Origin of the sequence: Streptomyces muensis, from assembly GCF_021474425.1 — a bacterium.
GTDB lineage: Bacteria > Actinomycetota > Actinomycetes > Streptomycetales > Streptomycetaceae > Streptomyces > Streptomyces muensis.
This window is the reverse complement of the sequence record NZ_JAKEIP010000495.1, coordinates 1-2,897: the sequence shown is the minus strand read 5'-3', so window position 1 is coordinate 2,897 and position 2,897 is coordinate 1. Positions and strand designations below refer to the sequence as shown.

The window sequence follows — 2,897 nt, the reverse complement described above, 5'->3', positions numbered from 1 at the left end:
CCGCGGCGGAGACCACCTTCCGCCTCCGCCCCATCCGGACGGAGCCGTCGCGCGAGCCCGGCAACCGCCCGCCCGCCCCTCCGGCAAACCCGGCGGGCACGGGCTCAGCCCACGGCTCGTCGAGCACACCGCCGCAGCCGGGCTCGGGTCTGACACAGGGCTCCTCCGGCCTGCCCCGGCAGTCGGACTCCGCGCCGCCGGCGCGGCGTTCCGCCGGCATGCCCTCGCAGTCGGCCACCGCATCCGCCCACGGTGCCGCCGGCATGCCCCCGAAGCCGTCCGACCACCCCGGGGCCGCCCCCGCGCACCACCCCGCCTCCGCCCCACTGCCTCCACAGCGCCTCATGCCCGAGCCGTCCGCCGACGGCCATGGGGGTGCCGCGTTCGCCCCGGATCCGTCCTTCTCCTGGAGTGCTCCGATGGCGCCGGGCGGGGCTCCCGGGGCCGGGCGGCCCGTCGTGTCGTTCGGCCAGCCCGAGGGGTACGACGAGCAGACGCGCCCGCGCCCGCTCGGGCTGCGGATCCAGCCCCGGCTCGCCGCGGCGGCCGCCTGTGTCGTGCTCGGGCTGGGACTCATCGGCGGGGCAGTGACCGGGAGTTGGCTGATCGGCGACTCGGGCGACGGCGACGCGCAGGACACCTTCGCCGCGGCCGGCAGCCTGTGGCACAGCATCCCCGTCGACCGGCTGTTCCCGCCCACCGTCACCGGACAGGGCGCCGGCCCCGGCGGCGCCGACCGGATCTGGACGCGGGTCGCCGTCGCCCCCGACACCGGCTGCGCGAACGCCTTCGACCCGCTGCTGCGCAAGGCCCTGGCCCCCGTCGGCTGCGAACGCCTCCTGCGCGCCACCTACATCGACGCCACCCGGAGCTACGTCACCACCGTCGGCCTCCTCTTCACCACCGCCGACGCCGCCGCGATGCGCTCGTTCGACACCAGCTTCACCAAAGAGGGCCTGGACCGCCGTACGGACCTGATGCCTCGCCCCTACGCGGCGAAGGGCACCCCCGCCGCCGGATTTGGCGACGAACAGCGGGCCTCCTGGACCGTCTCCGTCCTCACCGACGCCCCCGTCGTCGTCTACGCCGTCTCCGGCTGGGCCGACGGCCGTGCCGTCGACGAACCCGAGCCCGCCGAGGAGGCCATGCAGTCGGGCGCCACCACGTCCGTCGCCCAGGCCGGCCTCGGCCACGAGGCGCGGGGCCTCGCCGACCGCGTCGAACGCGCCCTGCGCAAGAACGTCGGCCCGTCCACGGAGAAGTCGTCGTGACCAGTGCCAGTGCTGTGAAGAACGCCATGACCCGGCGGACCGGCCCGCTCGCCGTCCTCCTCGGCGCCTGCCTCGCCGTCCTGCCGTCCACCGCCGCGCACGCCGACTCCATCCGAGCCCAGCAGTGGACCCTGGACGCCATGCGCACCGAGGAGGCCTGGCAGACCACCAAGGGCAAGGGCGTCACCGTCGCCGTCCTCGACACCGGAGTCGAGGCCGACCACCCCGACCTCGTCGGCAACGTCCTCGACGGCAAGGACATGGTCGGCTTCGGAGCCGAGCGCGGCGACCGCGCCTGGGCCCGGCACGGCACCGCGATGGCCGGCATCATCGCCGGCCACGGACACGGCGCCGGGGGCGCCGACGGCGTCATGGGCGTCGCCCCCGAGGCGAAGATCCTCCCCGTCCGCGTCATCCTCGAAGACGGCGACCGCTCCCGCGCCAGGGCCCGCAGCACCCGCGGCAACGCCCTCGCCGACGGCATCCGCTGGGCCGCCGACCACGGCGCCGACGTCATCAACCTCTCCCTCGGCGACGACTCCAAGTCCGCCCACCCCGAAGCCGGCGAGGACGAGGCCGTCCAGTACGCCCTGAAGAAGGGCGCCGTCGTCGTCGCCTCGGCCGGAAACGGCGGCGAGAAGGGCGACCACATCTCCTTCCCGGCCGCCTACCCGGGCGTCATCGCCGCGACCGCCGTCGACAAGTTCGGCACCCGCGCCTCCTTCTCCACCCGCCGCTGGTACGCCACGGTCAGCGCCCCCGGAGTCGACGTCGTCATCGCCGATCCCGACCACAAGTACTACAAGGGCTGGGGCACCAGCGCCGCGGCCGCCTTCGTCTCCGGAGCGGTGGCCCTGATCAAGGCGGCCCACCCCGGCCTGACCCCGGCCCAGATCAAGAAGCTCCTGGAGGACACGGCCCGCAACGCCCCGGCCGACGGCCGCGACGACTCCCGCGGCTACGGCTTCATCGACCCGGCCGCGGCCATCGAGAAGGCCTCCCACATCAAACGGGAGAACCTGGAGCCGGCCGGGTACGGCGAGGAGTACTTCGGCTCGGGCCCCGACGCCGCCGAGTCCGGTGACGACACCACGAGTTGGACCGCCCCGCTCGCGGGCGGCGCCGGCGCCCTCCTGCTGGTGTGGGCGGTCGTCCTGTGGCGCGGCCGCCGCGGCCGCCACGATTTCTAGCCCGTATCCGCCCCCCGCCTGCCTCGCGGCGCCGGGCACGTCCCCTCGCCGCCTCACGCCGCGTGGCCCGTCCTCCGCGCCTACGACGGGACCTTGCGGACACGGCCCGGCGGAACGGGACCTGACCTGACCTGACCGGCTACGACGCCGCCGTGGCCGCCTCGGCGGAGGAGACCGGCGCGGCTGCTGACGTCGTCGCGGACGGGGCCTCCTCGGCGAACACCGCCACCGCCGCCACCGCCGCCGCCTCGACCAGCGCGATCCCCTCAGCCTGCGTCGCGTTGCCGTCCGACAGCACGGCCACCAGACAGTCCCGGCCGTCGACCGTCACCCGCCCGACGCTGTTGACGTCCCACAGCCCCGTCGCCGTACGCGGCAGCCACAGGCCCTCCAGGCCGCGGCGCACGAGAAGGCGGACACGGTCGTGCTGGACCTG

General features: G+C 75.4%; 3 protein-coding genes and 1 pseudogene. 2 read left to right on the top strand and 2 right to left on the bottom strand.

The genetic code is table 11. From position 1 onward, the window contains the following. Positions 1 to 265, bottom strand: a 265-nt coding sequence (locus L0P92_RS43610; RefSeq protein WP_234768675.1) for a hypothetical protein, incomplete at its 3' end; no start/stop codon positions are given. Here L0P92_RS43610 and L0P92_RS43605 point away from each other — a divergent pair. After that, the gene (locus L0P92_RS43605; RefSeq protein ID WP_234768674.1) at positions 264 to 1,271 is read left to right on the top strand and encodes a hypothetical protein; all 1,008 of its coding nucleotides are present in this window, start codon (positions 264 to 266) and stop codon (positions 1,269 to 1,271) included. The two genes, L0P92_RS43610 and L0P92_RS43605, sit on opposite strands and share 2 nt — an antisense overlap. Positions 1,272 to 1,297: 26 nt before the next feature. Next, positions 1,298 to 2,461, top strand: coding sequence for a type VII secretion-associated serine protease mycosin (gene mycP, locus L0P92_RS43600; RefSeq protein WP_234768676.1), 1,164 nt, complete (start codon positions 1,298 to 1,300; stop codon positions 2,459 to 2,461). Positions 2,462 to 2,600: 139 nt separating this feature from the next. Here the strand turns inward: mycP and L0P92_RS43595 are convergent. After that, a pseudogene (locus L0P92_RS43595) lies at positions 2,601 to 2,897 on the bottom strand (hypothetical protein); the annotation flags it as partial.

Bases quoted from the DNA above. Each gene is read 5' to 3' on its own strand.
- L0P92_RS43605 (WP_234768674.1), top strand. From the start codon at position 264: ATGCCCCCGAAGCCGTCCGACCACCCCGGGGCCGCCCCCGCGCACCAC.
- mycP (WP_234768676.1), top strand. From the start codon at position 1,298: ATGACCCGGCGGACCGGCCCGCTCGCCGTCCTCCTCGGCGCCTGCCTC.